The sequence below is a fragment of the Sutcliffiella horikoshii genome (assembly GCF_021991925.1).
In the GTDB taxonomy this organism is placed as follows: domain Bacteria; phylum Bacillota; class Bacilli; order Bacillales; family Bacillaceae_I; genus Sutcliffiella_A; species Sutcliffiella_A horikoshii_F.
Map to the genome: position 1 here is coordinate 238,087 of NZ_RXZI01000003.1, position 26,385 is coordinate 264,471.

The window sequence follows — 26,385 nt, forward strand, 5'->3', positions numbered from 1 at the left end:
ACAGCAATCCTTCATTAAGAAGGATTGCCTTTTAAAGTTAAAAGAGGTTAACGCAAGTAAAACAGCGTTAACCTCTTTTTTCTTTTAAAAACTCTTTAATTGGACTTTTCCAATCGATTAAGGCATCAGGGTATTGTTTTCTAACCTCATTTTGGATAAATTCAAAATCATGCTTCTTAAGACCTTGTAACTTTTCCGTATTCTTCGGCCAAATGAAGATGGAGATGACTTCAAATGCCCTATCCGTCGTGCCTAAATATTTTTCTCCTTCAAACATGACGCCTTTGTATGTGAGAAGGAAATTCTTACGCACGTTGCTTTTCTGATCTAACAGGAAGAAATTCTTCTGTTCATGGGCAATTTCGAGCTTCCGCTTCGGATTCAGGAGATACTTGAAAATCGAATAGATAATAAACGCAACAAGTGCAAGTAAAGCAAGACGAATGAGAATCATAAACATAGTTGCTACTCCTTCGCAAATTTAAAAGTTTTATTATAAAATACCTTATATACGGGTGGAGGTATGAATAGGTTTCATTTTTTATAAAAAAATTTTAAAAAAGGCGGTACTTTATGAAATTACATAAGTTATATGACATGCAAAGAGAGCTTGATGAGAAAATAGAATCTCAGCACGGCTTAATAAAAGAGAATTTAGTGGAGGAAAAGATTTTAGCCTTGCTTGTGGAGCTGGGTGAACTGGCAAATGAAACTAGATGCTTCAAGTTCTGGAGTGTAAAACCACCTGCTGAACGCAATGTGATCTTAGAAGAGTATGTGGACGGTGTGCACTTTATTCTGTCTCTCGGACTGACGTTTGGATTTGGGGAAGAAGTATCAATAGGTCTTACCAGGCAAGGAGAGTCTATAACCGAACAATTCAATATCGTGTATCATCTTGTTTCTGTATTTAGAAATGATGTTTCTGAAGAAAACTATAACGTACTGGTTGATTCCTATATGCAACTGGGCGAAATGCTAGGCTTTTCGTGGGAGGAAGTGGAAGGTGCTTACCTTGAGAAAAACAAAGTAAACCATGAGCGTCAGGAGCAAGGTTATTAATCCTTTTTACATTAGTAAGAGTTTTCTGTATAATAATTGTTGGATTGATATTTATTAAGGGGGTCGAAATACATGACAAAGCTAGATGAAACATTAACAATGTTGAAAGATCTAACAGATGCCAAGGGTATTCCCGGCAACGAAAGAGAACCACGCGACGTAATGAAAAAATACATAACGCCATTTGCTGATGAAGTTTTCACAGACGGATTGGGAAGCTTAATCGCCAAAAAAATTGGTAAAGCGGACGGTCCAAAAGTAATGGTAGCCGGACACTTGGACGAAGTGGGCTTCATGATCACACATATCGATGACCGTGGATTCCTTCGCTTCCAAACAGTTGGAGGTTGGTGGTCCCAAGTTATGCTTGCACAACGTGTTACCATCGTAACTTCTAAAGGCGACGTAACAGGTGTGATCGGTTCCAAACCTCCACACATCCTGCCCCCGGAAGCGCGCAAAAAGCCGGTAGACATCAAGGACATGTTCATCGACATCGGTGCATCCAGTCGTGAAGAAGCACAAGAATGGGGAGTGCGCCCTGGCGACCAGGTTGTTCCTTACTTCGAATTCACTGTCATGAACAATGAAAAAATGCTGCTTGCAAAAGCATGGGATAACCGTATCGGCTGTGCCATCGCGATTGACGTGTTAAAGCAGTTAAAAGGCGCAGACCATCCAAACGTGGTGTACGGAGTAGGAACTGTTCAAGAGGAAGTAGGCCTTCGTGGTGCGAAAACTTCCGCAAACCTGATTCAACCTGACATCGGATTTGGTGTGGACGTAGGGATCGCAGGAGATACTCCAGGCGTTACTGAAAAAGAAGCACTAAGCAAAATGGGGAAAGGCCCACAAATCATCCTTTATGATGCGTCCATGGTCTCCCACAAAGGATTACGCGACTTTGTAACAGGTGTAGCCGACGAAATGGAAATTCCATATCAGTTCGACTCTGTTGCAGGAGGCGGAACAGATTCCGGTGCCATCCACCTGACAGCACAAGGTGTACCAGCACTATCCATCACCATCGCAACACGCTACATCCACTCTCATGCAGCAATGCTACACCGCGATGACTACGAAAACGCAGTGAAATTGATTGCAGAAGTAATCAAGAAGTTGGATGCTGATACGGTTAGCAGATTGACGTTTGATTGATAGTTATTTTGGTTGGCCTGCCGTTTTAGACGGCGGGCCTTTTGTTTCTAGATAGGAAGTTAAAGGTTATCGATCTCTTTCTTGGTGGAAATTAGGTAAAAATTCTTTTTGGCACGAACTCAGTTTGTTTTGGCACGAACTCGGGCTATTTCGGCACGAACTTGGTCCATTTCCGCACGAACTCACTATAAAATGGCACCAACTATAGTAAATTCTCTGCACATAATAGTTATATTATGGTAAAATTAACCTAATTAAACTATTTGGAGGGAAAAATGATAATAAAACCACTCGAAAAACCGCTAACTATCAAAAAGTTAGAAGCATTGTTGAGAAGAATTGATAAGAATCACCCAAAAAGACCGCAAATTGAGCAAGATCTGGCTAAAAGATTGGCAGGCTACAAAGGTGAGCAGTCCATGGAATATCATTTATCGTTTTTGGATGAGCGCAAATTCTATATCTTGCATGCATTAAGACTACAATCATCTAGTAACTACTACTTTCAAATGGATGTCCTCCTCTTAACCTCAAAATACTTCCTCATCATTGAGATAAAAAACATCATCGGCCAAGTCACTTTTGAAAATCATTTTGCTCAATTTATTCGGACACTAAATGGCATAGAAGAAGGTTTCTATAATCCTCTAGATCAAGTAAAGAAACAAAAATTAAGACTAGATTCCTTTATAGAAAGCCAAAAGATTAAGCGTCCCCCAATAAAATCCCTGGTATGCTTTACCAACCCTCAAACCATTATCAGATCAGATTCCCGAGTGAAAGCTTCCCAATACGTCATGCATGCACACAATCTTTTTTCAAAACTAGAACAGCTAAATCAACAATTTGACTCGTCCAATTTTACTGAAAAAGAATTACTAAAGATTTCGCGAAAATTATTAAAGCAACATTGCGAGGAAAATGTTAACATCCTTGAACGATATGATATAAACCGGAATGAAATATTAAAAGGAGTTCAATGCCCAGGTTGTTCGAACATTCCACTGAACAGACAAAGTGGTTCATGGTTTTGTGAGAAGTGCAATTTGAAATCTAAAAATGCTCATATAGCAACCCTGGAAGATTATCGCTTACTTTGGTACCAACATCACCCATCAGGAAATAAAAGAATTTCTAGGGTTAGCAACGAATTCAACCACGTCGAAAATGATTTCCTCTTTAGGACTAACACACTGCGGATCAAAGTTTAGGAGAACATACAAACTCAAATAAAAACAGCCCCCACAGGAGCTGCCTCAATCCAATACTATTTCAATCCATCCTCTAAAGTTGAGAGCATTTCAGCTTTGTCCTGCTCAGAAGAATTCTCCCAAATCACTTCAAACAACACGCCTAAACCTGGAAGCATTTTTTCTTCGCCTTTATTGATGGCATCTAAGATTGTCTCTCTAAGCTGGTCTTGAGAATTTCCTTCCACATTCTGACGAATCGCATGACGTAAATTCAAATTCATCCTTATCACCTCGTAGGAAAAATAGTATCAACACATAGCATGTCCAACAGATGGTTTAATTATGTGTATAAAATGCGTATAATAGCTTATAGTGAGTTACGGAAAAGGGGAAACAATCATTGAAACATATAGAATCCATTAAGAATAATAAAGTGAAGCAGTGGAAAAAGCTGCAGAAAAAGAAGGAACGCGAACAATCGGGAACATTTATCATTGAAGGATTTCATTTGGTGGAAGAGGCACTGAAAATAGACAATCTTGTGGAAGAAATCATCATTTCCGAAGATCGCTCCATTCCAAAAGAATGGGATCTCAACCATGTGGAACTAATATATGCCGTTCCCAATGTCCTAAAAGAGATTAGTGAGACGGAAACGCCACAAGGAGTCGCAGCTATTTGCCGCATCCCCGAAGAAGACGAACACACTATCCAACCCAACCAAAAAATTCTTTTACTCGATAATGTACAAGATCCGGGAAATGTGGGCACCATGATAAGAACAGCAGACGCTGCGGGAATGGATATGGTGATCTTGGGAGAAGGTTGCGCAGATTTATACAGCTCCAAAGTGATTCGTTCCACACAAGGCTCGATTTTTCACCTGCCAATAGCAAGAGGAGACCTCAAAAGCTATATCAAGCAGTGTAAAGAACTGAACACACCTGTTTACGGAACTTCCTTACAAAACGGTGTGCCTTATCAGGAAATCCAACCATCCGGTACTTTCGGGCTGATTCTTGGCAATGAAGGAAAGGGTATGGCACAAGAGCATCTCGACATGACAGACCAGAATCTATACATTCCGATTCACGGTCAGAGCGAATCGTTGAATGTCGGCGTTGCGGCAGGGATTTTAATGTATTATTTACGCGGATAGAGTTGCATCCGGCACGTGTTTTCAATATAATATAAAAATAGTTACATACTAATCAAAGCAATGAGAGAGGCAAGTAGCTCATTTCAGACCTTATCAGGGAAAAGGTGCCGTAGACTGAAAGCATCTTAATGGAAGAAAGAGCGAACATTTCACCTCTTGAGTGACACTTGGACCAGCGTGCTTAAGCAAATGCTGTAAAGGTGGACCGGTTAGATAGCCGTTATCTGGAACAGAGCGAACAAAGCGTATTTTGTCTTTGTTAACTAGGGTGGTACCGCGAATATCTCGTCCCTTTTTGAGGGGCGAGTTTTTTTGTTTTTTTATAGGCTCTGTTAAACGCCGCTGTTGATTTCCGCACTGGGCTTCGCTTTCCGAGGGGCGGTGCTTGAGCCTCCTCACTCCGTTGCGGGGTCTCAACCAACCGCTACCTCCCTCCGGAGTCTTCGCCCATTGCTCCAATCAACAGCTGGGAATCATAACAACCTATTCAATTTCACTCAAAAAATGAACCAAGGAGGAATAGATATGGAACAACGATTGAAAGAATTAGAGACGCTTGCCATCGAGCAGGTAGAACAAGCGCAAGACTTAAAGCAATTGAATGAAGTCCGTGTGGCGTACCTTGGAAAAAAAGGACCCATCACGGAAATTTTAAAAGGAATGGGTAAGCTCTCAGCAGAAGAGCGCCCGAAAATGGGAGCACTGGCTAACGTCGTGCGTGGAAACGTTGCAGAAAAAATCGAAGCCAAACAAGCTGAGCTTGAAAAAGCTGAGGTAGCAAAGAAGCTTGCATCTGAAACGATTGATGTAACCCTACCTGGCCGTCCTGGACCAACAGGAAACCCGCATCCATTGACAAAAGTCATCGAAGAAATCGAAGACCTGTTCTTAGGAATGGGCTATACGATCACAGAAGGACCGGAAGTGGAAACGGACTACTACAACTTTGAAGCATTGAACTTGCCAAAGGATCATCCAGCAAGAGATATGCAGGATTCTTTCTATATTACAGATGAAGTTCTTCTCAGAACGCAAACTTCTCCTGTTCAAGCAAGAACGATGGAAGCGAATAAAGAAAAGGGACCAATCAAAATTATTTGTCCTGGTAAAGTGTATCGCCGTGATGATGACGATGCGACTCACTCCCATCAGTTCACGCAAATTGAAGGACTAGTTATTGATGAGAACATCAGCATGAGCGACCTGAAAGGAACGCTTGAAACATTTGCGAAAAAGATGTTCGGTGACGACCGTGAAATTCGTCTTCGTCCAAGTTTCTTCCCGTTCACAGAACCGTCCGTTGAGATTGACGTGACATGTGCGAAATGTGGAGGAAAAGGCTGCAGCATGTGTAAAGGAACTGGCTGGATTGAAATCCTTGGAGCTGGTATGGTACATCCGCGCGTGTTGGAAATGTCCGGATATGATCCGAAGAAATATCAAGGATTTGCTTTTGGAATGGGACCTGAACGTATTGCGATGCTTCGTTACGGCATTGACGATATCCGCCATTTCTACACGAATGATCAACGTTTCGTGAAGCAATTCAATCGAGTTTAAGAGGAGGGGAAACCATGTTAGTATCTTACAATTGGTTAAAAGATTACGTAAATATAGAGGATATTTCTGCTGAAGACTTGGCAGAGAAGATTACAAGAAGCGGCATTGAAGTAGAAGGCGTGGAAGTGCTGAACGACGGAATCAAAGGTGTCGTAGTCGGTCACGTTTTAGAAAAAGAACAGCATCCAAATGCAGATAAATTGAACGTATGCCAAGTAAATCTTGGAAACGGAGAGACGGTACAAATTGTATGCGGCGCTAAAAATGTAGACAAAGGCCAGAAAGTGGCAGTGGCAACAGTTGGGGCAGTGCTTCCTGGTAATTTTAAAATTAAGCGTGCAAAGCTTCGCGGCGAAGAGTCCAACGGAATGATTTGTTCCCTTCAGGAGCTAGGTATTGGTTCTAAGCTTGTTGCCAAAGAATTCTCTGAAGGAATTTTCGTATTCCCGAACGATGTGGAAGTTGGGACAGATGCACTAGAATACTTAAACCGCAACGACAAAGTGATGGAATTAGGGCTTACTCCAAACCGTTCTGATGCATTAAGCATGCTAGGTGTGGCTTATGAAGTGGGTGCAATCCTTGGCCGTGATGTAAAATGGCCTTCCACGGAATATGAAGCAAACAGTGAAGAAGCTTCTGACTATATTTCTGTTAATGTGGACGCTTCTGAAGACAACCCATTGTATGTAGCGAAAGTAGTGAAAAACGTGAAGATCGGTCCGTCACCGCTTTGGATGCAAGCTCGTCTGATGGCAGCCGGAATCCGCCCACACAACAATGTGGTCGATATCACCAACTACATCTTATTAGAATACGGTCAGCCATTGCATGCGTTCGATTATGATCGTCTTGGCAGCAAGGAAATCCTTGTACGTCGTGCTCGTAAGGATGAAAAAATCACGACGCTAGATGATGCAGAACGTACATTAACAGAAGACCATCTTGTGATTACAAATGGCTCAGAGCCTGTCGCACTTGCAGGTGTCATGGGTGGAGCGAATTCAGAGGTCCAATCTGATACAACGACTATCCTATTGGAGTCCGCATACTTTAACGGAGTTACTGTCAGAAAAGCTTCTAAGGACCACGGTCTTCGTAGTGAAGCAAGTACGCGCTATGAAAAAGGTATCGATCCAAACCGTACACATGAAGCGGCAGAAAGAGCAGTTGCCCTTATGGCAGAATATGCTGGCGGTGAAGTGGTCGGTGGTTCAGTAGAAGTAAACACATTGAAAGTAGAACCTGCAGTTGTGACTACTACTGTAGAAAAGATAAATTCTGTTTTAGGAACTTCCATCACTGCCGCGGAAGTGAAAGATATTTTCACAAAGCTACAATTTGAAGTTTCAGAAGACAATGAGAGCTTCACAGTAACGGTCCCGACTCGTCGTGGGGATATCACGATTGAAGAGGACCTTGTGGAGGAAGTTGCTCGTCTTTACGGATATGACAACATTCCAACCACACTACCAGTAAGTGCAGCGACACCTGGTGTGTTGACACCTTACCAAGCAAGACGTCGTAAAGTCCGCCGTTACCTTGAGGGTGCAGGCTTGATCCAGAATATCACTTACTCTCTTACAAGCGATGAGCGCGCGAAGCAATTTGCCCTAGAAGATGGGAAAGCGATACGCCTTGCGATGCCAATGAGTGAAGAAAGAAGCACGTTACGACTAAGCCTAGTACCGCATCTTCTGGAAGCTCTTCAGCACAATATTGCCCGTTCCACACAATCGAACGCGGTATATGAAATCGGCTCTGTATTCATCGGAAAAGATGGTGCGGTTTTACCGGAAGAAAAAGAGCGTTTGGCTGGTGCATTAACTGGTCTTTGGCAGCAACACCCATGGCAAGGAGAGAAAAAAGCAGTCGATTTCTTTGTAGCAAAAGGAATCCTAGAAGGCATGTTCTCTATGCTAGGAGTGAGTGAAACAATTACTTACACTCGTTCTGAAAAAGACGGCTTACACCCAGGGCGTACAGCGGAAATCTTACTGAACGGTGAAAGCATTGGTTTCATCGGTCAGCTTCATCCAGAGAAATTAAATGAGCTGGATCTGCCTGAAACATATGTATTCGAGCTTTCCTTAATAGCACTACTTGGAGAGAGTATCGGAGAAATCCAATACGAAGCAATCCCACGTTTCCCATCCATCAGCCGCGATATCGCGCTTGTAGTGGATCGTGAAACTCCTGCTGGTGAACTAGAAGCAGTCATCAAGACAACTGGTGGTTCTTTATTGAAAGAAGTTCAGGTATTTGACGTATACGAAGGAGACAAAATCGACTCATCGAAAAAATCAGTCGCTTTCGCATTACGCTACTACCACCCAGAACACACACTTACAGACGAAGAAGTAACAAAAGTCCACAAAAAAGTACTTCAAGCAGTCGAAGAAAAATTCGAAGCTGTACTAAGAAGCTAAAATAAACGAAGGGATTCCAAATGGGATCCCTTTTTTGTGCTTTTTGAAAGACAAGAAGGCATTAAATACCGTTGATTTCCGTTCCAGGCGTTTCGCTTGCCTGCGGGCGGTCCGTGAGCCTCCTCACTCCGTTGCGGGGTCTCACCTGTCCCTTCCTCCCGCGGGCGTCTACACGCCTTCCACTCCAATCAACAAGGTAATTTCATTCACCTATCCGAGCCAGTTAACTGAAAATACCAGTAGCGTTTCTGTAACGTAATTTCTAGCTGTGGATTGGAGCAAATGGCGAAGACTCCTGCGGGAAAGTAGCGGCAATGTTGAGACCCCGCAGGCTTGCCGAGGAGGCTCAAGGTCGCCCCGCGGAAAGCGTAGCCATTTGTGGAAAGGAACAGCGGCGGTTAGCGATTAACCAAACTCAAATTTTTAGATTTAAAAGGGCTAATTGTCTTTGAAGGTTTTTCTTAATCCAAAACTAGGTATTTCGAATGATTTATAAGAACGTGTGTTCTGTTTTTCCGATAGAATGGTATAATAGAGTGGACAGTATAATAGGAACGGGTGGTGCGGTGAATCCCTGTGGAGAACGGGGGTGACCGTATGAGCGAGATGCAGCTATTCCTCACATCAGGACTATTCATCTTTGCGTTAGTGAATCTAGTAATCGTGTTGATAAAAGAAATGACAAAAAAATAACCCACCCGTGACTTCTAATTCGCTGTTAGGCAGTCGGGTGAGTTACTTATTACGTTCGACTCCACAGTAGCCGTGCTTCTGCGGAACTTATACTGTTAAGTCAAAGTGCGTCCAACACTTTGGCTTCTTCAATCATGTGTATACACAAATTATAGCACAAGACAACCGACTGTAAACGAACTTTCAATTGGTAAAGTTATCTGACCAGTTTTTTTGCCTTCAACGTGTTAGCAAAATGCACTTTCGCCACCTTGTTCAAAAATCCTTCTCCATGCTTTTCGATTACCCTTGCAGCTGCAGAATCCACTTTTGAACCCGCTCCTTTAGGAATCGTTATTCCAGCAAGCTCGCTCAGTTTATCCATCTCTTTCAAGAAAGAATACCTCGCGATAATGGACGCTGCTGCCACTGAAAGGTGCAAGCCTTCCGCTTTCGTATGAAAATAAACATTTTCACGAACAATATTCTTCTGTTGAGCCACATGACGATAGTAGATGCCTGATTCCGCAAACTGGTCAATCAATATAGCATCAGGTTTCTCTGGCGCAATCTTATCCAGTACATGCTGCAATGCTTTATTATGCAGCAATGCCTTTATTTTCCCTTGACTCATACCGCTTTGTTGCAGTTCATTGTATTTTTCATTATGTAATACTAATAAGCTGTAAGGTACATGTGGCAAAATTGCTTTTGCAATCCGCACGATTTTTTCATCATTTAATGCTTTTGAATCCTGGACACCAAGTTCTTGCAACTTAACCATTTGCTCTTTTTTTACATAAGCTGCACAAACGGTAATCGGACCAAAATAATCCCCAGTCCCTACTTCATCAGATCCGATGACAGAGAGGGAGGCAAAGCCTGCAGGCAAGGAAGATTTCACTTTGTTTCCTGATGATGAAACAGTGGTGGCCTTTTTACCAGATTTAGAAGGTGCATCAGTAGCCCCAAACCCCTTCCATATATTCGCTTCCTCTTCCGCTCCTTTTCCTTGGAACAACACTTTTCCTGATTTGTATGCCGTAATGTTACATGTGGGCGATTTTGCAACAAAAACGGCTCCTGTTGGCAGTTTGTCTATCTTATGTTCCTTATAGAAACTTTCAATTTTGTTTAAAATAGTCCCAGATACTTGAATAACTTGATATGACAATTAATTCACTCCTACTACAAATTTTTACATTTTTCCATGTTTCTTTTCCACTTTAGAAAGTTTCGTGGTATTATAAAGATTAGGATTTTAATGAATGGGGGCATACACGTTGTCAGAGCATAAAACTCGCACAACTGTCGACATATATGGACAACAATATTCGATTGTTGGTACGGAAAGTATAAGTCACATACGACTTGTTGCTTCCATTGTCGATGAAAAAATGAGAGAAATCAATAGTAAAAATTCAAACTTGGACATCAGTAAACTGGCAGTGTTGACTGCGGTTAACGTTGTACATGATTATATCAAATTAAAAGATGAATACGATATGCTTGAGAGAGAATTAAAGAAAAAGGGTTGAGTACGATGCTAGACTTGATTATTATTTTTCTATTTATTATGGGATTAATTGTGGGGATTCGTCGAGGATTCATCATGCAAATTGTCCATCTATCCGGATTCATTGCCGCCTTTGTGGTTGCATATATGTTCTATGCGGACTTGGCGCCAAAATTGAAGCTTTGGGTACCGATGCCGAGTTTTGGTAACTCGGAATTCTCTATGTTTTTTGAGACCATTAGCCTCGATACCGCCTATTATAGAGCAATTGCCTTTGCCATTTTGTTCTTCGGGACAAGAATTGCTGCACAGATCATCGGTTCCATGCTGGATTTTCTATCCCATCTGCCGATATTGAAGCAGCTGAACAGTTGGGCCGGAGCGGTTCTTGGGTTTGTAGAAGTTTATCTGGTTGTCTTCATTTTCTTGTACATAGGAGCGCTTGTTCCTTTGGAGATGGTTCAGACATCCATCAGCGATTCATCCATGGCGAAGGGAATCGTGGAGAACACCCCGATTTTCTCTGCTAAGTTGCAGGAATTATGGGCCGGTTATATGGCCAGCAGATAAATAGGAAGACATAGTAAAAGCAGTAGTTCACATAGGAACTGCTGCTTTTTACGTTTTGCCATTTTCTAAACTAATTTATGTCCACAGTTAGCACAAAAGTTGCCGCCAGCTGTTTTGGTGCCACAGTTAGGGCAGAAATTTGGTTTGCCTTCCGAAGTTGGCTGCTGCACTCCACCTTCTGGAGCTGGAGTCACCGGTTGGGCAGAAGGCTGAGGCTGCTTTTGCCCATTATTGTTTTGGTTTTGTTGATTCATCTGATTCATTATTTGATTCGCCATGTTCATGCCCATCATCATTCCTGCCATATCTGAAGCAGCTCCACTACCACCCATTTTTCCGGACGACATGCCATCCACCATGGATAGTCGCTGGTATTTATCCACATCACCAACCATACCATGTGAGGCTGTTTTGGAGATCATATCCTGGATCTCTTTAGGATAATTGAAGCTCATCACTTGAAAACCTGTAATGGTAAGACCATTATTAATGATTTGCATATCCAAGTCTTCTTTGATGCCTTTGGATATTTCAAAAGAATTGGACTGAAGATTGAACATATCCTTGCCTTCCCGTGTAATCCACTTCATCAATAACTGATCAAGAACGGAAGTGATTCGAATCCTGACGTCCTCTACAAGATAGCGCTCCCTGACCCCGGCAATTTTATCGATCAAGGCAATATAATCATCAACCTTGAATTGGAATGTTCCATTTGCACGGATAGGCATACCCCCAGGTAGACCCGGTGCTGGAATGTTGATGGCATTTTTTGTGCCCCATTTTACGGTGAACTCTTTCGTGTTGACGAATAAGACCTCCACGCGCATGCCACTGTTGAAGCCGAAACGAAATCCCTTCAATGTGGATAAAAATGGGATGATTTGTGACTCCACATCATAGGTGCCTTCATCACGGAATACTCCTTCTATTTTCCCGTTGTTGAAGAAAATGGCATCTTGACCTGGGCGAATAATCAGCTTGCTTCCTTTTTTGATTTCTTTGTTGTTCCATTTATAGAAGATCATATCTTCTCTGAATTCTTGCCATTCAATGACATTGGCAAATTGGTTTCTGAAAAATGACATGTTACTTCTTCTCCTTACTTTTTAAAATTTCCCTCGGCTGCCGCTGTGGGAATGACCGCCACCTGTGATGCCGCCACCGCCTGTGAACCCGCCGCTATTATTGTTGTTATTGGTCGGTTTCTTGACTCTTGTCACTGTCTTTCTGAGGTATCTATCATGTCGATGCAGGACTTTGGAGCTGTTGCTATTCATATAGGTTCCGGAATTTACTGTGACTCTTCCACCAGAGTTATAAGTAAGGATCCCAACAACGGCTCCCCCAACGATGAATGAAACCAAAAGCTGGAACCATAGCTGGAAAAAGAGATTATCAGAGGAGGTCCCACCTGCATAATACTCTTCCTCATAATTTTGGTACCCGTCATTATGATCAGGATTAGAACCTGGGTTATCTCTACTCGTTTCTGGTTCCATGCCCATATAAGAATGGGAATTTAAAATAAACTCTGCAAAAGCCTCATAATAGTTTCCTTGAGAGAGGGCAGGTGTGATACTCTCCATGATCAGATCCAGTCGTTGATCATTCAAATAGAGTTCCGCTTTTTTAAATCCAGCCAAATATATATCCCGCTCTTTCATGTCGATGGCCAGGATGGCTGTGTTTCCATAAGGCTGGTCATACCCAGGGGCATTCTCATCATAAAAGTCTCCTACATAATCAACGATATCCTTACCATCCATGCCATTTGCTGTAATGATTATAAAAGCAGTTTCAGATTCTGCACCAAGCTCATTGGCTAACGTTTCAAGTTGTGTGATTTCTTGGTCCGTCAATATCCCGGCATAGTCGAATACAAATTGTTCCTGGTTAACTGATTCAGCCTGAGCAGTGAATCCCCATGTTACCACTAATAAAACTGTCATCATCAATGAATAAATGCTTTTGTACCTTCTCACCAGAAACCGCCTCCCATCATGTAGGCGATTGATTTCATCGCAAGGAGGGTACCGCCGGCAACACCACTGAACCACATCGCCACTTTGCCCATACTGATGGGAGGTTTACCAACCACTTTTCCTGTCTGTCCATTCATGGCAAAAGTATGCTCCGATTGGGCGTAATCATAGCTGATCATCCATACAGGCAATAACACGTAATGGTTATTCACACTTTTCGTATCTATCTGCTTCTCCTTGAAGTTAATCGATTGATAGCCGGATAGGGTGGATTGTATGTAGGAATCGATATATCCGCTTATTTTATGCTTTGCCCTTGGAAGGAGTTCTTTGTCATCATAATTGTACTTCTCCGCCACATAGCCTACTAGATAAGGAGTTTTAAATTCCTTTAGCTGATCATATGGGAAAGGCTCCAATTTATCCATGAGTTCGTCATTCATCTTTTCCGAGGCATCCACCGGAATTTTGACATAATCGAGATTGATATCACGAAAGGCGTCGTAATACTTTGTCTCGGTATAAATGTAATCCCCTTGGCTATAGGTTCTTACCTTGGTCCCGACAGCATGTACCTGGACCTTGATATTCAAATCATACAACCAAAAAGGTACATAGATTCCCGTGATGCTCTTAATTCGATCTGCACTCATAAAGCCTTTTGGTGTCAGGAGTCCCTTGCCACACCATTTCTGAAATGCGCTGATTGCAGCCTCTTTGCTGATAGTAAAGGGGATGACTTTAGCAGGAGCAAGGTTGCCTGACAATCGATCCGCAATCACCACCCCCGCTCCGCAAAAGCTACAGCTAGTCGCGGTGGTTTCTATTTCCGTCATTAGGACCGCTCCACAGTTCTCACATTGATATTCCTTCACTTCATCTTCTGTAAAAGTTGCTTTTATCAATTGTTCCGGATGTTCTTCAATATTTTCCCGGAGGCCACAACTTTGACAGGAAAGTTTGCCTGAGTCGGCATCAAAACTCATATCGCTTCCGCAGCCTGGACATTTGTAATGAAGGATCATTTGACATCACCTCTCTCCTTATTGGTACAAGTATTTTCTATCAATATACATTTCAAAGCTGTAGCGAGTATGCTACAGCTTCGTTTACGATGACTAATTATTATTCTTCAATCTCGCCTTTAATGCTTCTAGCTCATTATCTACATTTTTACTTTGCTGATCGTATTTTGCTGTAAGGTCTTCAATGTCATCCTTTGGACCTGCATTTAGCTCTGCCATTGCATTCGCTTCATCGAGCGCCCGGTTCACTTTGTCTTCCATTCTGCCAAATGCCGATATCGATCCCCCTGCTCGTGTTGCGGAATCTCCGAGTTTATTCATTCTCTCTTGCGTCTTGGCGACAGACCATTTCGCTTTGAGCATATTTCTGCGCGCTTCCAATTCGCCAATATCAGAAACCAATTTATCATGCATCTGTTTCATTTGAAGGGAGTTGGTCCTAGCCAGTTGATAGGATGCTTCCAGTTCGGAGAAAGTGGTCTCAAACGTTCTTTTTCGCTCAAGGAACTTTCTTGCATCATCCTCATTACCAGCTTCCAAAGCTTTAATCGCATAACGTTCCATTTTCTCCATATCGTCCCTGCACGCATCCCATTCCCTCTTGGAACGCTGCTCCTGAGCCATGACGGATGCGGTTTCCGCTTTTACCTTTCCTAAATCACTGTTCAGGTTCCGTAAATATTGATCAATCATTTTCTCCGGGTTTTCCGCTTTATCCAACAAAGCGTTAATGTTACTGGACATAATATCTCTGAATCTCGCGATGATACTCATACAAACATTCCTCCTTTAGTTAAGCAAAAAAATAGGAAACTCTTAGTAGTTTATACTGGATACAAGGGAGAAAGGTTTCATTTTTTTTATGAAAAATTAACGCAGACCCATTTTTCCGCTACCCCAAGTAACTTCGATTGTACATTTCCTCTAATTATTTGTATGATTCTATTAGGATAAGTTTACATAAGGTTAGGTGATAAGGATGAACAAAAAACAGATCGTGAAATGGCTGGAGACGATCGCAACATATATGGAATTAAAAGGAGAGAACGGCTTCAAGGTTTCCGCCTTCCGAAAAGCAGCGTTGGCCCTTGAAAATGATGAGAGAAGCCTTACACAGATTGATGACTTCACAAAAATAAGTGGGATTGGCAAAGGAACGGCAGCTGTCATCCACGAGATTATGGAAACAGGCAAGTCATCGGTTTTAGAGGAACTACAACAGGAGGTGCCAGAGGGATTGGTACCTTTGTTAAAGTTGCCTGGTTTGGGCGGCAAAAAAATTGCGAAACTTTATCAAGAATTGGACGTAGTAGATATAACAAGTCTGAAAGAGGCATGTGAAGCTGGAAAGGTGCAGGCGCTTGCGGGATTTGGTAAAAAAACGGAAGAGAAAATCCTTGCTGCCATCGAAGAAGTGGGCAAACGTCCTGACCGTTTGCCAATCTCCTTTATGACACCGATTGCTGAGCAAATAGAGCAATACCTATCAACGGTTGATGGGATAGAGGAATATTCCCGTGCAGGAAGCCTGCGCAGATACAGGGAGACCATCAAGGATTTGGATTTTATCATCTCCACAACAAATCCCGAGAAGGTACGAGAGCAGCTTGTGAAGATGGACAGGGTTATAGAGATTATCGCCAATGGTGATACGAAAGTATCCATCATTTTAAAATATGACTATGATGTATCCGTTGATTTCCGTATGGTGGAACCACAGAGTTTTCCTACGACTCTTCATCATTTCACCGGTTCAAAGGATCATAATGTCCGCATGAGACAGTTAGCAAAAGAACGTGGAGAGAAAATCAGTGAGTATGGTGTGGAGGATGTAGAAACCGGGGAAATCAAGCATTTCAAATCAGAAGAGGAATTCTTCGGACATTTTAATCTTCCATTTATTCCACCTGAAATAAGGGAGGATGGAACGGAAGTCGATTATGCATTAGAAAATGGGGAAGTTCCATTGGTTACATTAAAAGAAATTCGCGGCGACCTTCATATGCACTCCACTTGGAGCGATGGTGCCCATACAATAGAAGAGATGATTGAAGCAAACCGTGCTAAAGGGTATAAATATATGGCGATCACCGACCACTCCCAATACTTGAAGGTGGCAAACGGGCTAACGCCGATACGCTTGAGACAACAGAAGGAAGTAATAAAGAAATTAAATGAAAAGTATGACGATATCACCATTTTGTCTGGTGTGGAGATGGACATTCTCCCAGATGGTTCCCTTGATTATGATGACGAGCTGATGGAAGAGATGGATATTGTCATCGCTTCGATCCACTCAAGCTTTTCACAAAAAAGGGAAGTCATCATGGAGCGATTAAAAACAGCGCTCGAGAATTACCATGTGGATATCATCGCCCACCCGACAGGACGCCTGATTGGACGCAGGGAAGGCTATGATGTAGATGTGGAAATGTTGATTCAGCTTGCAAAAGAAACAAATACGGCACTCGAGCTTAATGCAAATCCGAATAGATTAGATCTTGCCAGCCATTATGTGCGTCTTGCTCAAGATGCCGGGGTGAAACTTGTCATCAATACAGATGCACATAGCATTGATATGTTGGATCACATGGAAATTGGTGTGGCAACAGCCAGAAAAGGCTGGATTAAAAAGGAAAATGTCATCAATACATGGTCACTAGAAGAGTTAAAGAAGTATTTAACACGACACCATACGTAAGCAAGTAAAGAAGGGAGTTATGGGTACGTGCAACCAAGAGTTTTAAAGGTATTGGAATTCAATAAAGTAAAAGATAAATTAGCTACATTTTCTGCCTCATCCTTGGGGAAAGAAAAAGTGGCCCAGCTGACACCAGCGACCAACTATGAGGAGGTTGTGGAGAGGCAGCTACAAACAGATGAAGCGGCAACCATTCTTAGATTAAAAGGGGAGGTTCCACTTGGAGGCATCACAGATATCAGAGCGCATGTGAAGCGGGCCGAGATTGGCGGGACATTGAACACCCAAGAGCTTTTGGATATAGCAGGAACCATCTATGCGGCGCGCAAGCTTGATCGATTTGTGGAAACGGTACTGGAAGAGGAAATCTCTATTCCGATCATGAAAAGCTATATGGACCAGCTAATCATCTATCCAGAGCTTGAACGCAATATCAAGAATTGTATCGATGAATACGGTGAAGTGTTGGACGGGGCAAGTGATAAATTACGAGGAATACGCCAACAATTAAGGTCCACAGAATCCAGGGTGCGTGAAAAGTTAGAAAGCATGATTCGTTCATCCAATGCGCAAAAAATGCTATCTGACGCCATCATCACCATCCGTAATGAGCGTTATGTGATTCCGGTAAAACAAGAATACCGAGGTGCTTATGGAGGAATTGTACATGACCAATCCTCCTCTGGCGCGACCTTGTTCATTGAACCTCAACAGGTAGTGGATCTGAATAATGTCCTGCAGGAAGCGAAGGTAAAAGAGAAGCTTGAGATCGATCGCATATTGGCTGAATTGTCAGGAGAAGTGGCAGAAGTTGCGCGAGACCTTCTTGAAAATGTAAGTATTTTGGCAGAGATTGATTTTATGTTTGCAAAGGCGAAGTACGGAAAGTTCATCCGTGGAACCAAGCCGGAAATCAATAATGAGAAATACGTCAGACTTGTTCAGGCAAGACATCCTCTCATATCAGAAGAAGAAGTGGTCCCGAACACCATTGAGCTAGGAAAGGACTATACTTCCATTGTCATAACCGGACCTAATACAGGTGGGAAAACCGTCACTTTGAAAACGTTGGGCCTCTTGACCATCATGGCACAATCCGGATTGCATGTACCGGCCCAAGACGGTTCAGAAGTTGGGGTATTCTCCGCAGTATATGCAGATATCGGCGACGAGCAATCCATTGAGCAGAGCTTAAGTACTTTTTCTTCTCACATGGTAAACATTGTGGATATCCTAAAAAAGGTCGATCATGACAGCCTCGTTCTTTTTGACGAGCTCGGAGCAGGAACAGATCCGCAAGAAGGTGCGGCCCTAGCTATATCCATTCTTGATGAAGTGTATCAGCGTGGGGCATGTGTTATTGCAACCACCCACTATCCGGAGCTAAAAGCATATGGCTATAACCGGGAGGGTGTGGTGAATGCCAGTGTGGAATTCGATGTGGACACCTTAAGCCCGACCTATCGTTTACTTATTGGGGTCCCAGGAAGAAGTAACGCGTTTGAAATTTCCAAACGACTTGGGTTGAGCATGGATGTCATCGACCGTGCGAAAGAATTCGTGAGTGAGGAAAGCAACAAAGTCGAGAACATGATTGCCTCTTTAGAAGCCTCTCAAAAAAAGGCGGAAGAGGAATGGAAAGAAGCGGAACAGTTAAGAAAAACATCACAAAAGCTGCATGAGGATCTTGAACAACAAATGCAGGAACTGAATGAGCAGCGTGACAAACTCTATGAAAAAGCGGCGGCAAAAGCGGAGAAGATGGTCGAAGATGCCAAACAAGAAGCAGAGAAGGTCATCCGCGAATTACGAAAGATGCGAATCGAACAACACGCTACTGTTAAAGAGCATGAATTGATAGACGCGAAGAAACGTTTGGAAGGTGCCGTGCCAACTGTTAAAAAATCGGCTTCCACCAAAAAGCAGGAAGCAACAAATCAAACGCTTGAACCAGGAGACGAAGTAAAGGTAATAAGTCTTAATCAAAAAGGTCACCTAGTAGAAAAGACGGGGGACAAAGAGTGGCAGGTTCAGATCGGCATCATGAAGATGAAAGTGAAAACAAAAGACATTCAATACATCAGCAGGCCAAAACCGGTCGAAACGAAGCCTCTGGCAACCATCAAGGGGAAAGATTATCATGTAAGCATAGAGCTGGACCTTCGTGGTGAGCGCTTTGAAAATGCATTGATGAGAGTGGAGAAATACCTAGATGATGCCACACTGGCAGGCTACCATCGTGTATCGATCATACATGGAAAAGGGACGGGGGCATTGCGTGTCGGGGTCCAAAATTACCTGAAAAACCATCGTTCTGTAAAAAATTATCGATTCGGTGAGGCGTCTGAAGGTGGCACAGGTGTAACCGTAGTCGAACTGAAATAGGAAGGGAGCCTGATATGTCTAGTTTTTGGGAAAATGAATTAGTCAGAACGGCTGCAAATTTCAGTGTGGTGGTTTTGTGCCTTGTTTTATTTCTGGCTATCTTTGAATTAGTGACGAAGTATAAAAATATGGAAGAAATCAAAAAGGGGAATCTTGCCGTAGCGATGGCCACTGGCGGAAAAATATTGGGTATTGCGAATATTTTCCGATACTCCATCAGTGATCATGACACGTTGCTGACGATGATAGGATGGGGTGCGGCAGGCTTTGTACTATTGCTGTTTGCTTATTTCATTTTTGAATTTTTGACACCGAGTTTTAACATCGATGAAGAAATACGAAATGACAACCGGGCAGTCGGCTTTATCTCGTTTGTCATTTCCGTTGGCCTATCATTTATCATAGGCGCAAGTATTGGGTAAGGAGAAGGAAACTGTGGAAACTTTAGCGAAAGTATTAATAGGCTTGTGCGTAATTTTTGTTTTGATTGGAATCATTTATCTTGTTATCGCATAGTATCGTATATTGCAGGGAGAAGGGGACGATCTCCTTCTCTTAGTTTGTGACAAAGCAAAATATAAAGCAGTTTTCAAGTTGATCGTAGTGGAAGGCGCGAAGACTCCCGCGGGAGGAAGGGACAGGGAAGACCCCGCAGGGCGTTAGCCCGAGGAGGCTTCCGGACCGCCCTACGGATAAGCGAAGCGCCTGAAACGAAGATCAACAGTAAAATGTAAATCTAATGATTATTAGGGTTTGTCAACAGTCTGGGAGAAGGAGACGAATCTCCTTCTCTTTTTTATCTAGGAGGAAAAGACATGCAATTTAAAACAACCGAACTGCCCGGAATAGGCAAAAAAATATCCTTTATTACTGCAGAAGGCAACATGGTAGTGTTAGTTGTCCACCATTCCGGTAAAAGAGAAATGTACTTCTTTGATGACCCTGATAGTGATGAAGCGGACTTTTCCATTTCTATGACATCGGATGAAACAAGGGAGCTTGGGGCCCAATTATTGGGTGCCATGTACCAGCCTGTAGATATGGATAAAATGAAAATGTTTAAAAAACAGATCATCATCGAATGGGTCGATGTAAAAAAAGGATCGCCCCTTGTTGGGAAAACCATTGGGCAATCCCAGATACGGACTAGAACTGGTGCTTCCATCATTGGGATCGTCAAAGGAGAAGACAATATCGCCGTTCCTGATATTGATGTTATCCTACACGAAGGAGATGTGTTGATGATCTGCGGAAAGCAGGCGCAAATTGCAAAACTTACGAAGCTTTGTGAGGGAGGAGACGCTTCCTGATGGATCATGGAACACCGATACTTTTAAGCATAGGTGTCATATTATTGGTTCTTTTTCTTATTAGCTATATTGGTGGGAAAATAAAGGTTCCAGGAGTTATCCTTTATATTATTTTAGGAATTGGAATCGGATCATTCATTTCAGATAATGAGATTCTCCATATCGCAAGCGAAGTGGGAATCGTGCTTCTTTTTTTCCTACTGGGTTTGGAATTTCCGTTGGCAAAATTAAAAGGGATGGCCGTTAAAGTATGGAAGCCGGGATTGCTCGATCTCGTCCTCAATCTGGGGATTTCTACTTTCATCTGTCTGTTTTTTGGACTAGACCTCTTACCTTCCCTTATTATTGGCGGAGTCTTATACGCTACAAGCTCTTCCATTTCCGCTAAGCTGCTTGAAAGTACAAAGAGGCTTGCAAATGCGGAATCGGAATACATACTTGCCATCCTCATCTTTGAAGATATTGTAGCGCCAATCATCGTTGCCGTCTTGATAGGCATGGCCTCTGATGGTGGAATTACAGGTTTGGATTTTGCTATTCTCCTAGGGAAAATACTCATTCTGACAGCAGGTGCCATGCTGATAGGGCGCTTTGGATTCTCTAGGCTCGAGAAATTTTTTGAGCGGCTGATCGGAAGTGATATGTTTATTTTGTTGACGGTCGGAATTGCGTTGACCTATGGAGGACTTGCTTTATTATTAGGTCTTTCTGAAGTACTTGGTGCATTTTTAGCAGGTATCATGCTTGCCGAAACCAAACGGTCACATGACATTGAAAACGTAACGCTTCCTGTAAGAGACTTACTGTTACCAATATTCTTCTTGCATTTTGGTACGACGATCAACCTTGGGGAAGGTATCCCTTATGTTGGACTCCTCTTCACCCTTATAGGTTGGGCTCTTGTAGGAAAAATAATCGTAGGCATGCTTGGTGGAAGATGGTATGGACTGTCAAAAAGAGTGGCGTTAAGAGCAGGATTTTCCCTAACTCCACGGGGAGAATTCTCTGTCGTCATAGCCGGTATAGCCACCGGGGCTACAAAGGTCTTTAGTGGGGTGTTCATTTTAGTATCGGCAATGCTCGGTATCCTGTTCTTTATCTTCGCACCTAAGTTAACGGATTTAATCTATGGAAAAAAACAGAAGAAAAAAAGAAATTTAAAAGTTCCCTCTTAAGAAGAAACCCGCAATCAGTTGTTAGGCAGTCTGGCGACGATGCGGGTTTTTGAATAGCAATTAAAACTATATTTTTGCAAAAATCAAAAAAATGTTATAATTTTCATCGGATTACTGATATACTATAACAAACAGATATGGGCCTTTTGTAGTAGTACAGGCCGATAAAGAGGAGGGAATGGAATGGAGCAAGTAGTGAATAAGCCGTGGCTTTCACTTTATCCAGATGAAATACCTCATGAGATCAACTTCGAAGAACGAACATTGCAGTCATTTTTAAAACAAGCAGCGGAAGAGTACCCAACAAAAACGGCCATAAGCTTCCTTGGCAAGAAACTGACATTTGAAGAAGTGTATGATCAATCTTTAAAACTGGCAAACTACTTAAAAGGCCTCGGAATTGAAAAGGGTGACAGGGTGTCCATCATGCTGCCCAACTGTCCCCAAGCGGTTATCAGCTATTATGGTGTCCTGTTTGCAGGAGGAATCGTTGTGCAGACGAACCCTCTTTACATGGAACGTGAGCTCGAATATCAGATGAATGATTCCGGTTCGGAAGTCATCATCACATTGGATATTCTTTATCCAAGAGTGTCAAAAGTGAAAGCGCTGACAAAATTGAAGCATGTCATTGTCACGGGAATAAAGGACTATCTTCCGTTCCCTAAGAACATGCTGTATCCATTTGTGCAGAAGAAACAATATGGGATTGTCGTTAAAGTGGAACATAGCGGGGAAAACCACTTATTTACGGAAGTGATCAAACAATCAGAAGCACAAATGATCGATATTCCAATAGATCCTAACGAAGATCTTGCCTTGCTGCAATATACAGGAGGAACGACAGGATTTCCTAAAGGGGTCATGTTGACACATATGAATCTCGTTTCCAATACGATGATGAGTGTAAAATGGATGTATCGATGTAAAAGAGCACAGGAAAAGGTCATAGGAATCCTTCCATTCTTTCATGTATATGGAATGACAGCTGTTATGAACCTTTCCATCATGCAGGCTTTTGAAATGGTGCTCTTGCCTAAATTCGATCCGGAGACAACCTTGAAAACCATCCAAAAGGAGAAGCCAACGCTTTTCCCGGGAGCACCCACGATCTACATCGCTCTCTTGAACCATCCTGATATTAAAAAATATGACCTATCTTCGATTGATTCCTGTATCAGTGGTTCGGCAGCATTGCCTGTTGAAGTGCAGGAACAGTTCGAACGAGTAACAGGAGGGAAGTTGGTGGAAGGATACGGGCTTTCAGAAGCATCCCCGGTTACGCATGCAAATTTCCTTTGGGATGAAAGGGTATCTGGTAGCATTGGCATTCCTTGGCCAAATACGGAATCCGTCATCCTCTCCATGGAAAATGGCGAACTGGCTCCAGTTGGGGAAATCGGCGAAATTGCTGTAAAAGGCCCTCAAATCATGAAGGGTTACTGGAACAGGAAAGAAGAAACAGAAGCAGTGCTAAAAGACGGATGGTTATTGACAGGTGACCTTGGCTATATGGACGAACGTGGCTATTTCTATGTGGTGGACCGTAAGAAAGACATGATCATTGCTGGCGGATTCAACATCTATCCAAGGGAGATTGAAGAAGTGCTTTATGAGCATGAACAAATCCAGGAGGTAGTGGTGGCGGGAATCCCGGATGCTTATCGTGGTGAGACCGTAAAAGCTTATATTGTTAAAAAAGCAGGAGCCACTCTTACAGAAGAAGAACTGGATGCCTATGCACGTAAACACTTAGCGGCCTACAAGGTCCCAAGGCTTTACGAATTCAGAGATGAGCTTCCAAAGACAGCAGTTGGGAAAATTTTAAGAAGAGCACTGGTGGATGAAGAAAAACAGAAAATCGCAAAGTAAGTTAGACAAAGGGAGAGGGATGAGTCCCTCTCTTTTAGTTATGTATTTTATATGAAAATTATGATAAGATAATGATTGACAGTTCATTCAGGGTAAAGTATCATGAAAATATGAATGATGATTCATTCATTTTCCCAAAAGGAGCGAATAGGTTGAAACAACAAAAGCCTAAATACAAGCAAATAATAGATGCGGCGGTTATTGTCATAGCCGAAAACGGCTACCACCACGCGCAAGTTTCCAAGATTGCCAAACAGGCAGGGGTGGCGGACGGTACCATCTATCTATACTTTAAAAATAAAGAAGATATCCTCATTTCTCTGTTTCAAGAAAAAATGGGACTCTTCGTCGAAAAGATTCGTCAAGAAATTGCAGGAAAATCGACATCAACAGAGAAATTATTAACGTTGATAGAAAAACATTTCTCCATGCTTGCTGCAGATCACCATCTAGCAATCGTAACCCAATTAGAGTTGCGCCAATCCAACTTAGAGCTTCGTTTGAAGATTAACGAAGTGCTAAAAGGGTATTTACATGTGGTGGATGAGATTTTACTGGCTGGCACCAAGAATGGGGAGCTTCGTGCAGACCTGGATGTCCGACTGGCAAGACAGATGGTGTTCGGCACGATAGATGAAACGGTCACCACTTGGGTGATGAATGACCAAAAGTACGACCTGGCATCCATCGCGCCAAGAGTGCACGAATTACTAATCAAAGGGTTTGGGGCTACACCTTAAGTAGCTCTGCGCTTTACATAAGACCGTGACTCAGTTTGTTAATAAAAGCAAAATTAAAGTGAAGAGTGGATTGGAGCGGAAGGCACTCGGCTCCTGCGAGAGGTAGAGGGAAACGGGAGACCCCACAGGCTTGCCGAGGAGGCTCCCGGCCCTCCCCGCGGAAAGCGAGTGCCTGCAGCGACAAGGGACGGTCGAACTTTTAGCCACTAAGGAGGGAGTTATTATGGAATTTTTGCAAATGAAAGTAGAAGACCGCATTGCTATCATCACCATTAATAAAGCACCGGCAAACGCTTTGTCATCCGCAGTTTTGAAAGAGCTTTCATCGTTGATGGATGACCTGGAAAAGCAAGAGGACGTAAGGGTGATCTTGCTTCATGGAGAAGGTAGATTCTTCTCTGCTGGAGCTGATATTAAGGAATTCACCACAGTGAAAACGGGTGAGGAGTTTGCACAGTTAGCCAAATTCGGCCAGGATCTTTTTGAACGAATGGAGAATTTCCCTAAACCGATCATTGCCGCCATCCATGGTGCCGCATTGGGCGGAGGACTAGAGCTTGCAATGGGCTGCCATATCCGATTGGTAACGAAAACGGCTAAGCTTGGATTACCTGAATTGCAATTAGGGTTAATTCCAGGGTTCGCCGGGACACAACGTTTACCTAAACTTGTCGGTTCTGCGAAAGCCTTTGAAATGCTGTTCACCAGCGATACCTTAACAGGGGAAGAAGCGGTTCAATGGGGACTGGCAAATAAAGCCGTCGATGAAGAAGCATTAATGGAAGAAGCTTTGAAGATGGCGAAAAAAATTGCACAAAAGGGACCAATCTCTGTTGCTTCCGTTATCGAGCTTTCCCGATATGCAAAACATGAAGAATTTTACCAAGGTGTAGACAGGGAAGCACAACTATTTGGCAAGGTCTTCACGTCCGAAGATGGTAAAGAGGGAATCACAGCGTTTATGGAAAAAAGAGCTCCCGATTTCAAAGGGAAGTAATTTTTTTTATAATATAATATCTGAAAATTACTAATAAAAATAATGTTTAAACAGGAGGTACTGTAATGAATATTTTTGTTTTATTAAAAAGAACATTTGATACAGAGGAAAGACTTACCGTTTCAAATGGCAGCATAAATGAAGATGGTGCAGAATTCATTATCAACCCGTATGACGAGTATGCGGTGGAGGAAGCAATTCAAGTAAGGGACGCTCATGGCGGAGAAGTGACTGTGGTGACGGTCGGTTCTGAAGAAGCAGAAAAAGAACTTCGCACGGCACTAGCGATGGGTGCTGACAAAGCAGTTTTGATTAACATAGAAGACGATGTCGAAAATGGAGATCAATTTACTACAGCGAAAATCTTGGCAGAATTCTTAAAAGATAAAGAAGCTGATTTGATTATCGGCGGTAACGTAGCAATCGACGGCGGTTCAGGACAAGTTGGACCACGTGTGGCGGAATTATTGGATATCCCTTACGTGACAACTATCACAAAATTAGAAATCGAGGGCGGAAAAGCTACTATCGTGCGCGATGTGGAAGGGGATTCCGAAGTAATTGAAACATCCCTTCCATTGCTTGTAACAGCACAACAAGGATTAAATGATCCACGTTATCCATCTCTTCCAGGGATCATGAAGGCAAAGAAAAAGCCTCTTGAAGAATTAGAACTAGATGATCTAGATCTTGATGAGGATGATGTAGAAGCAAAAACAAAAACCTTGGAAATCTACCTTCCACCGAAAAAAGAAGCAGGTCGCGTGCTTCAAGGTGAATTAGATGCACAAGTAAAAGAACTAGTTTCCGCATTAAGAAATGAAGCGAAAGTAATCTAACGGCTAAAGAGAATTAGCGTTTGATTGGAGCAGATGG

24 protein-coding genes and 1 other annotated feature are annotated in these 26,385 nt (G+C 42.6%); of the genes, 17 read left to right on the forward strand and 7 right to left on the reverse strand.

Going from position 1 to position 26,385, the window contains the following annotated elements:
• Positions 1 to 67: 67 nt before the first annotated feature.
• A complete protein-coding gene (locus EKQ44_RS10750; RefSeq protein WP_237663552.1) occupies positions 68 to 460 on the reverse strand; it encodes a sigma-w pathway protein ysdB in 393 nt (130 codons plus the stop codon).
• A gap of 113 nt (positions 461 to 573) precedes the next feature.
• Between EKQ44_RS10750 and EKQ44_RS10755 the strand changes: the two genes are divergently transcribed.
• The 3 genes from EKQ44_RS10755 (at position 574) to EKQ44_RS10765 (ending at position 3,431) form a co-directional block, all read left to right on the forward strand.
• On the forward strand, positions 574 to 1,062 hold the full coding sequence (locus EKQ44_RS10755; RefSeq protein ID WP_237663553.1) for a dUTP diphosphatase: 489 nt from the start codon (positions 574 to 576) through the stop codon (positions 1,060 to 1,062).
• Between the two features lie 72 nt (positions 1,063 to 1,134).
• Positions 1,135 to 2,220, forward strand: a complete 1,086-nt coding sequence (locus EKQ44_RS10760; protein WP_237663555.1) for a M42 family metallopeptidase — start codon at positions 1,135 to 1,137, stop codon at positions 2,218 to 2,220.
• A gap of 275 nt (positions 2,221 to 2,495) precedes the next feature.
• Positions 2,496 to 3,431, forward strand: a complete 936-nt coding sequence (locus EKQ44_RS10765; protein ID WP_237663557.1) for a nuclease-related domain-containing protein — start codon at positions 2,496 to 2,498, stop codon at positions 3,429 to 3,431.
• A 56-nt stretch (positions 3,432 to 3,487) separates the two neighbouring features.
• Here EKQ44_RS10765 and sspI read toward each other — a convergent pair whose 3' ends face one another.
• Positions 3,488 to 3,694 carry a small acid-soluble spore protein SspI gene (gene sspI / locus EKQ44_RS10770; protein ID WP_010195705.1) on the reverse strand — a complete coding sequence of 69 codons (207 nt, stop codon included), beginning with the start codon at positions 3,692 to 3,694 and terminating at the stop codon, positions 3,488 to 3,490.
• Between the two features lie 119 nt (positions 3,695 to 3,813).
• On the opposite strand from sspI, the gene EKQ44_RS10775 reads away from it, so the two are divergent.
• The 3 genes from EKQ44_RS10775 (at position 3,814) to pheT (ending at position 8,561) form a co-directional block, all read left to right on the forward strand.
• Positions 3,814 to 4,572: a TrmH family RNA methyltransferase gene (locus EKQ44_RS10775; RefSeq protein WP_237663558.1), complete on the forward strand. Its 759-nt coding sequence runs from the start codon at positions 3,814 to 3,816 to the stop codon at positions 4,570 to 4,572.
• Between the two features lie 51 nt (positions 4,573 to 4,623).
• Positions 4,624 to 4,868, forward strand: a binding site (T-box leader).
• A gap of 229 nt (positions 4,869 to 5,097) precedes the next feature.
• Positions 5,098 to 6,132 carry a phenylalanine--tRNA ligase subunit alpha gene (pheS, locus tag EKQ44_RS10780; protein ID WP_237663560.1) on the forward strand — a complete coding sequence of 345 codons (1,035 nt, stop codon included), beginning with the start codon at positions 5,098 to 5,100 and terminating at the stop codon, positions 6,130 to 6,132.
• 14 nt (positions 6,133 to 6,146) lie between these two features.
• The gene (pheT, locus tag EKQ44_RS10785; protein ID WP_237663561.1) at positions 6,147 to 8,561 is read left to right on the forward strand and encodes a phenylalanine--tRNA ligase subunit beta; all 2,415 of its coding nucleotides are present in this window, start codon (positions 6,147 to 6,149) and stop codon (positions 8,559 to 8,561) included.
• 889 nt (positions 8,562 to 9,450) lie between these two features.
• Here the strand turns inward: pheT and rnhC are convergent.
• Positions 9,451 to 10,407, reverse strand: a complete 957-nt coding sequence (gene rnhC / locus EKQ44_RS10790) for a ribonuclease HIII (protein WP_237663563.1) — start codon at positions 10,405 to 10,407, stop codon at positions 9,451 to 9,453.
• 94 nt (positions 10,408 to 10,501) lie between these two features.
• On the opposite strand from rnhC, the gene zapA reads away from it, so the two are divergent.
• A complete protein-coding gene (zapA, locus tag EKQ44_RS10795; protein ID WP_060664833.1) occupies positions 10,502 to 10,771 on the forward strand; it encodes a cell division protein ZapA in 270 nt (89 codons plus the stop codon).
• A gap of 5 nt (positions 10,772 to 10,776) precedes the next feature.
• Entirely contained in the window at positions 10,777 to 11,319 is a 543-nt protein-coding gene (locus EKQ44_RS10800) for a CvpA family protein (RefSeq protein WP_237663564.1), read from the forward strand.
• A 65-nt stretch (positions 11,320 to 11,384) separates the two neighbouring features.
• Here EKQ44_RS10800 and EKQ44_RS10805 read toward each other — a convergent pair whose 3' ends face one another.
• The 4 genes from EKQ44_RS10805 to EKQ44_RS10820 all read right to left on the reverse strand — a co-directional run bounded on the left by EKQ44_RS10805 (position 11,385) and on the right by EKQ44_RS10820 (position 15,103).
• On the reverse strand, positions 11,385 to 12,407 hold the full coding sequence (locus EKQ44_RS10805) for an SPFH domain-containing protein (protein ID WP_237663566.1): 1,023 nt from the start codon (positions 12,405 to 12,407) through the stop codon (positions 11,385 to 11,387).
• 21 nt (positions 12,408 to 12,428) lie between these two features.
• On the reverse strand, positions 12,429 to 13,304 hold the full coding sequence (locus EKQ44_RS10810) for a TPM domain-containing protein (RefSeq protein ID WP_237663567.1): 876 nt from the start codon (positions 13,302 to 13,304) through the stop codon (positions 12,429 to 12,431).
• Positions 13,301 to 14,329: a TFIIB-type zinc ribbon-containing protein gene (locus EKQ44_RS10815; protein WP_237663569.1), complete on the reverse strand. Its 1,029-nt coding sequence runs from the start codon at positions 14,327 to 14,329 to the stop codon at positions 13,301 to 13,303. The genes EKQ44_RS10810 and EKQ44_RS10815 overlap by 4 nt, the downstream gene beginning before the upstream one ends.
• A 93-nt stretch (positions 14,330 to 14,422) precedes the next feature.
• Entirely contained in the window at positions 14,423 to 15,103 is a 681-nt protein-coding gene (locus EKQ44_RS10820; RefSeq protein ID WP_237663571.1) for a PspA/IM30 family protein, read from the reverse strand.
• A 205-nt stretch (positions 15,104 to 15,308) separates the two neighbouring features.
• Here EKQ44_RS10820 and polX point away from each other — a divergent pair, with 205 nt between their 5' ends.
• The 9 genes from polX to EKQ44_RS10865 all read left to right on the forward strand — a co-directional run bounded on the left by polX (position 15,309) and on the right by EKQ44_RS10865 (position 26,348).
• Positions 15,309 to 17,030, forward strand: coding sequence for a DNA polymerase/3'-5' exonuclease PolX (gene polX / locus EKQ44_RS10825; RefSeq protein WP_237663572.1), 1,722 nt, complete (start codon positions 15,309 to 15,311; stop codon positions 17,028 to 17,030).
• Between the two features lie 27 nt (positions 17,031 to 17,057).
• The gene (locus EKQ44_RS10830) at positions 17,058 to 19,415 is read left to right on the forward strand and encodes an endonuclease MutS2 (RefSeq protein WP_237663573.1); all 2,358 of its coding nucleotides are present in this window, start codon (positions 17,058 to 17,060) and stop codon (positions 19,413 to 19,415) included.
• A 14-nt stretch (positions 19,416 to 19,429) separates the two neighbouring features.
• A complete protein-coding gene (locus tag EKQ44_RS10835) occupies positions 19,430 to 19,837 on the forward strand; it encodes a DUF350 domain-containing protein (RefSeq protein ID WP_237663575.1) in 408 nt (135 codons plus the stop codon).
• A gap of 393 nt (positions 19,838 to 20,230) precedes the next feature.
• On the forward strand, positions 20,231 to 20,725 hold the full coding sequence (locus EKQ44_RS10840) for a cation:proton antiporter regulatory subunit (protein WP_237663576.1): 495 nt from the start codon (positions 20,231 to 20,233) through the stop codon (positions 20,723 to 20,725).
• Positions 20,725 to 21,900, forward strand: coding sequence for a cation:proton antiporter (locus EKQ44_RS10845; protein WP_237663577.1), 1,176 nt, complete (start codon positions 20,725 to 20,727; stop codon positions 21,898 to 21,900). The genes EKQ44_RS10840 and EKQ44_RS10845 overlap by 1 nt, the downstream gene beginning before the upstream one ends.
• Before the next feature lie 183 nt (positions 21,901 to 22,083).
• The gene (locus tag EKQ44_RS10850) at positions 22,084 to 23,772 is read left to right on the forward strand and encodes a long-chain-fatty-acid--CoA ligase (RefSeq protein ID WP_237663578.1); all 1,689 of its coding nucleotides are present in this window, start codon (positions 22,084 to 22,086) and stop codon (positions 23,770 to 23,772) included.
• A 152-nt stretch (positions 23,773 to 23,924) separates the two neighbouring features.
• Entirely contained in the window at positions 23,925 to 24,512 is a 588-nt protein-coding gene (locus EKQ44_RS10855) for a TetR/AcrR family transcriptional regulator (RefSeq protein WP_237663579.1), read from the forward strand.
• 223 nt (positions 24,513 to 24,735) lie between these two features.
• Complete coding sequence (locus EKQ44_RS10860) at positions 24,736 to 25,509, forward strand: enoyl-CoA hydratase (RefSeq protein ID WP_237663581.1); 774 nt, start codon at positions 24,736 to 24,738, stop codon at positions 25,507 to 25,509.
• Between the two features lie 65 nt (positions 25,510 to 25,574).
• The gene (locus EKQ44_RS10865; RefSeq protein WP_237663582.1) at positions 25,575 to 26,348 is read left to right on the forward strand and encodes an electron transfer flavoprotein subunit beta/FixA family protein; all 774 of its coding nucleotides are present in this window, start codon (positions 25,575 to 25,577) and stop codon (positions 26,346 to 26,348) included.
• Positions 26,349 to 26,385 lie beyond the last annotated feature (37 nt).

Coding starts and splice junctions, on each gene's coding strand:
- EKQ44_RS10755 (WP_237663553.1), top strand. CDS start 574: ATGAAATTACATAAGTTATATGACATGCAAAGAGAGCTTGATGAGAAA.
- EKQ44_RS10800 (WP_237663564.1), top strand. CDS start 10,777: ATGCTAGACTTGATTATTATTTTTCTATTTATTATGGGATTAATTGTG.
- EKQ44_RS10850 (WP_237663578.1), top strand. CDS start 22,084: ATGGAGCAAGTAGTGAATAAGCCGTGGCTTTCACTTTATCCAGATGAA.
- EKQ44_RS10820 (WP_237663571.1), bottom strand. CDS start 15,103: ATGAGTATCATCGCGAGATTCAGAGATATTATGTCCAGTAACATTAAC.
- polX (WP_237663572.1), top strand. CDS start 15,309: ATGAACAAAAAACAGATCGTGAAATGGCTGGAGACGATCGCAACATAT.
- zapA (WP_060664833.1), top strand. CDS start 10,502: ATGGGGGCATACACGTTGTCAGAGCATAAAACTCGCACAACTGTCGAC.
- EKQ44_RS10840 (WP_237663576.1), top strand. CDS start 20,231: ATGCAATTTAAAACAACCGAACTGCCCGGAATAGGCAAAAAAATATCC.
- EKQ44_RS10750 (WP_237663552.1), bottom strand. CDS start 460: ATGTTTATGATTCTCATTCGTCTTGCTTTACTTGCACTTGTTGCGTTT.
- EKQ44_RS10865 (WP_237663582.1), top strand. CDS start 25,575: ATGAATATTTTTGTTTTATTAAAAAGAACATTTGATACAGAGGAAAGA.
- EKQ44_RS10860 (WP_237663581.1), top strand. CDS start 24,736: ATGGAATTTTTGCAAATGAAAGTAGAAGACCGCATTGCTATCATCACC.
- pheT (WP_237663561.1), top strand. CDS start 6,147: ATGTTAGTATCTTACAATTGGTTAAAAGATTACGTAAATATAGAGGAT.
- EKQ44_RS10835 (WP_237663575.1), top strand. CDS start 19,430: ATGTCTAGTTTTTGGGAAAATGAATTAGTCAGAACGGCTGCAAATTTC.
- EKQ44_RS10805 (WP_237663566.1), bottom strand. CDS start 12,407: ATGTCATTTTTCAGAAACCAATTTGCCAATGTCATTGAATGGCAAGAA.
- EKQ44_RS10815 (WP_237663569.1), bottom strand. CDS start 14,329: ATGATCCTTCATTACAAATGTCCAGGCTGCGGAAGCGATATGAGTTTT.
- pheS (WP_237663560.1), top strand. CDS start 5,098: ATGGAACAACGATTGAAAGAATTAGAGACGCTTGCCATCGAGCAGGTA.
- EKQ44_RS10765 (WP_237663557.1), top strand. CDS start 2,496: ATGATAATAAAACCACTCGAAAAACCGCTAACTATCAAAAAGTTAGAA.
- EKQ44_RS10845 (WP_237663577.1), top strand. CDS start 20,725: ATGGATCATGGAACACCGATACTTTTAAGCATAGGTGTCATATTATTG.
- EKQ44_RS10760 (WP_237663555.1), top strand. CDS start 1,135: ATGACAAAGCTAGATGAAACATTAACAATGTTGAAAGATCTAACAGAT.
- sspI (WP_010195705.1), bottom strand. CDS start 3,694: ATGAATTTGAATTTACGTCATGCGATTCGTCAGAATGTGGAAGGAAAT.